This is a genomic window from Streptomyces sp. NPDC021749 (genome assembly GCF_040640655.1).
Classification (GTDB): Bacteria; Actinomycetota; Actinomycetes; order Streptomycetales; family Streptomycetaceae; genus Streptomyces.
On sequence record NZ_JBFACE010000095.1, the window covers coordinates 1 to 3,789 of the forward strand.

The 3,789-nt window shown below is 66.5% G+C and carries 5 protein-coding genes and 1 pseudogene; 5 read left to right on the forward strand and 1 reads right to left on the reverse strand.

The window, feature by feature from the left end:
* The 5 genes and pseudogenes from AB0G35_RS37150 to AB0G35_RS37170 all read left to right on the forward strand — a co-directional run.
* Window positions 1-371: pseudogene (locus tag AB0G35_RS37150) on the forward strand (hypothetical protein); the annotation flags it as partial.
* A complete protein-coding gene (locus tag AB0G35_RS37155; protein WP_360959184.1) occupies window positions 365-853 on the forward strand; it encodes a GNAT family N-acetyltransferase in 489 nt (162 codons plus the stop codon). The pseudogene AB0G35_RS37150 and the gene AB0G35_RS37155, both read left to right, overlap by 7 nt.
* Before the next feature lie 210 nt (window positions 854-1,063).
* Window positions 1,064-1,393 (forward strand): type VII secretion target, encoded by a 330-nt coding sequence (locus tag AB0G35_RS37160; protein ID WP_360959187.1) that lies wholly within the window; start codon window positions 1,064-1,066, stop codon window positions 1,391-1,393.
* A gap of 1 nt (window position 1,394) precedes the next feature.
* On the forward strand, window positions 1,395-2,540 hold the full coding sequence (locus AB0G35_RS37165; protein WP_360959189.1) for a WXG100 family type VII secretion target: 1,146 nt from the start codon (window positions 1,395-1,397) through the stop codon (window positions 2,538-2,540).
* Window positions 2,541-2,543: 3 nt separating this feature from the next.
* Window positions 2,544-2,810 carry a hypothetical protein gene (locus tag AB0G35_RS37170; RefSeq protein WP_360959192.1) on the forward strand — a complete coding sequence of 89 codons (267 nt, stop codon included), beginning with the start codon at window positions 2,544-2,546 and terminating at the stop codon, window positions 2,808-2,810.
* Between the two features lie 515 nt (window positions 2,811-3,325).
* On the opposite strand, the gene AB0G35_RS37175 is transcribed toward AB0G35_RS37170, so the two are convergent.
* Entirely contained in the window at window positions 3,326-3,475 is a 150-nt protein-coding gene (locus tag AB0G35_RS37175; RefSeq protein ID WP_360959194.1) for a hypothetical protein, read from the reverse strand.
* Window positions 3,476-3,789: the final 314 nt, after the last annotated feature.

Genomic DNA, 3,789 nt, shown 5'->3' on the forward strand with positions numbered 1-3,789 from the left:
GGTACGGCTCGATGAACTCCCACTCAGGGTCGGTCAGTTGCACTCGCGTCACATACGACGGTCTACCGGACCAGGCCGTGCCACGAAGGCACATCCCACAGATTGATCACGACTCGATACGCGCCCTAGCCGCGGACATCTGGAGCCTGGGCGCCTCCCTGATCTGGTGCTGGACCGGCCACCGCCCCGTCGCCTACGACGACGCCACCGACCGGCTGGAGAAGCTGGCCGTGATCGCCAAGGGCACCACCACCGCGCTGCGCGACATGCGGCCATGGCCGTTCCCCGAGTTCGAGGACGCCGTCACCGCGTGCCTGGCACCCGACCCCGCCGCCCGGCTCACCGCAAAGGAGCTGACCGCCGCATGGTGACCCTCCGCGCCCTGGCCCTCAACGACGCCAAGGCCCTCACCCGCATCTACAGTGGCGCCTCCGTCCGACACACCACCGGCCAGGAACTCACCCTCGCCCAGGCGCAGCAGAAGGTCCAAACGGCCCTCGCCAGAGCCGCCGAGACACCGCGCGCGCAGTGGAGCTGGGCCATCGTCGACACCGACGAGATGATCGGCCTGATCGCGCTGCGGCGACGAACCCCGTCCATGGGCACCCTCAGCTACATCCTCCGCGAGGACACCTGGGGCAACTGCTACGCAACCGAAGCCACCAGGCACGTCGTCCAGTTCGCCTTCACCACCGCCGGCCTCGAACGCCTGGAGGCCATGCACCATCCCGCCAACCCAGCCTCCGGCCGCGTCCTAGCCAAAGCCGGGTTCACCCACACCGGCACATCCAACCGGCCCGCCGAGGACGGAACCGCCATGGCCTACGAGGTGTACGCATTGCCGTTGCTCTGAGCCCCGCTCCCTCGGCGCCCGGTGTGGCCGGAGTCGTGAACCGCGTTCGATAAACGATCACGTTTGACTTTGGTCATGTCCCGGTTCGGGTAGGACCACGAAGGTAAATCGCCCTCCAAACCGGCGTTCCGGACTCGTTAAGATCCTTTCCTGACTGCCGCCCCCGTCGTACGACTGAACACTTGTGTGCATTCGAACAGGGGGAGAGGGATGAGCGGGCAGTTCGGGGTTGACCCGTCGACACTGACGGATCTGGCAGGGACATTCGATCGGGAGGCGAATGCGCTGACCAAGCCGATCAATGAGTTCGTGGCAACATCGATGGAGATCGGCGAGGCTTTCGGCATCCTCGGTGCCTGCGACGGCGCGGCGGACAAGTACCGCAAACTGATGAGTAGCACCACCAAGGCGCTGGGGCACCTTCCCGATGTGCTCTCCAGCGACGCCGACCGGCTGCGGATCAATGCGTCCCACTACCAGGAGGCGGACCAGGTCGCCATCGGCCACCTGCACTCCGTGACCCGGCAACAGGGGGCGTGACGTGAGCATCAACAGCTGGATAGACGGCAAGGTCCTGGAGATCCTCGAAGCATTCGGCGTGGAACTGCCCGGCGGCGACGGCGGCACGCTCCGCTCGATCGCCCATGGCTGGGACTCCATGGGGACCGCGTTAACCAATACGGTTCGGGCCCTCGACGCCGCCGTCGACGGCGTCGACAAACAAGGTTGGCACGGCGCCGCCCGTGACGCCTTCGAGAAGCACTGGCAGGACCAGAAGAAGACCATCACCGATGTCGCGAAGAACTTCCATCACGTTGCCGATGGACTACGGGACTTCGCCGACGAGATCGACAAGATCAACGAAGAGATCATCGATATCTGCGTTCAGATAGCGGAGATGGAGGTGCTCGGTGCTGCGCTGTCCGTCTTCACCGGCTTCGTCTCCGATCTCGTCGCCAACGCGGCCGTGGCCGAGAAGGTCGCCAAGATCGTGAACCTGGTCAAGCTGTTCACCTCGGCGGCGGAGAAGGTGGCGGCACTGCTGGAGCGCTTCGCGGGGCTCGGCGCCGAAACTGCGGCGACACTGGAGAAGGTGCTCACCGCGGTGGCCAGGTTCAGCGCCAAGTTCCTCACGAAGGGCGCGGAGAGCTTCGCCACGAACTTCGTCGCTGACTCGGGAAGCTTGATGCTCAACCAGGCACTCAACGGTCAGCCGATAACGGTGGGCGAAGACTTCGCTGCCGGCGGCAAGGCCGCCCTGGGCACGGCCGTGTTCACGGCGGGCGGAGCCTCACTGGCGCAGGGTGCCCACCTCACGGGGGCGTTCGGCAAGGTGCTCAGCGGCGAGGGCCGGGCCGGCAACGCAGCCAACGGTGCGCTCGGCAACATCGCTGGCGGTCTCACCGTCGATGGGTGGGACGGAAAGAACGGCGAGACCATCGCATGGGATGCGGGAACGAACGCAGTCACCGGAGCTCTTGGTAACCGCGCCGGTGATCACTTCCTCGGCAAGATGGAGGGACATCACCTCGGCGGCGAGCACGTCCGTGAAGAGGACAGGTACAAGGACGCGGCATACCGGAACGGCTTCGGCACCGGCCTCAACACGGCGATCTACGAAGCGGGCTCCGGGATCGAGTCGGATGCGCAGAACTTGGCCAAGGAAGCACAGAAGGGGGACGAGTGACCCGTGACCGGTGAGCCCGGCGGCGTGACCCTGGCAACAGTCATACACATCGACCCCAACCATCCAGATCCCGGCTGGTCCCCCTTCTTCCTGGCGCTCCTGGGGATCGCTGGCTGCCTGGTTGTCGCTACCGGCGTCGCCGTGACCATCGCCCTCTTGCGCGTCAAGGGCCACAAGAGCTGGGGCAACTATGTGATCGGGCCAGTCATCTTAGTCATCGGCCTCGCCGTCACCATCGCCGGTTTCGGCTTCGCCTTCGGGCTGCTGTAGAGGGGGAGGGGTGAGCCGTCCGTGGAGCCGTGCGGGCGGCCCGGCGCCGCGGCCGACGTTTCGCTTCCAGCGCGGTGGTGTGGAAGGCGTGCGTCAAACCCTTGGCCAGGCGGAGGCATCCTGCGCGCATCCACGGCGGACTGAGGCAGCAGAAATCCCGGGCTTCGACGGGCCCAGGACTCGGTGAGCGGGCCTCTGGCGCTCGCGTGGCCCGTTGTCCTGTACCCGGCTCCGTCGTTGAAGGGGTCTTCAAGTCCCCCGCGAACACACGTGGCCCCGACCGGGCGAACCGGTTGGGGCCACACTGTTGAGCACGGCGGTTTGGTTGGTCAGATGCCGCTGGCGTCGATCAGCCAGTACTGGCCGCGCCAGACGGTGATGTTCTGCGGGTTGTGGTCGACGCTGCGGGTACGGCGTCGACCACACCGCTCGTCGACGATGCTTGCGGCACGAACCGCCCGTCGCCGTGGCGCCGCGGAGAAGGCTGGGTGGACCTCCCACCGCAGCCCGTCGCGTCAGGCGCGGATCTGTACGTGGTAGCCCCGATCGTCGATCTCGCGCAGGACGCTGACGGCGAGCATGAGCGCGGTCACCGCGTTCGCAGTGGTGTACTGGACGACGCTGGCCGCGTGGGAAGTGGCGTGCCGGTTGAAGCCCTTCGGCACGGGCTGGGTGTGCCAGAACTCGTCCAGCCATGACTTTCCCGCGATCTTTCGACGTTTCCCCTTGACACCGTCCGCTACCACTGGGGAGACGGCCCGCGCTGGGCATCCGATGCGTGGTGGCGGAGGGGAGATCTCTCCCTCCCAGCGCGCCGTGCATCATCACCGTGCGTGAGGGAGATGCGAGGTGCGGGCGATGCCGCGCGCTCTGGCGTTGCGGTGCGTTCCACCGGGTGGGAGTGGACGACACTTGGCGCACCGGGCGGAGAGTAGAGCCCATCGTGAAGCGCATCGGCTGCGCGGTGGAGTCCACGCGG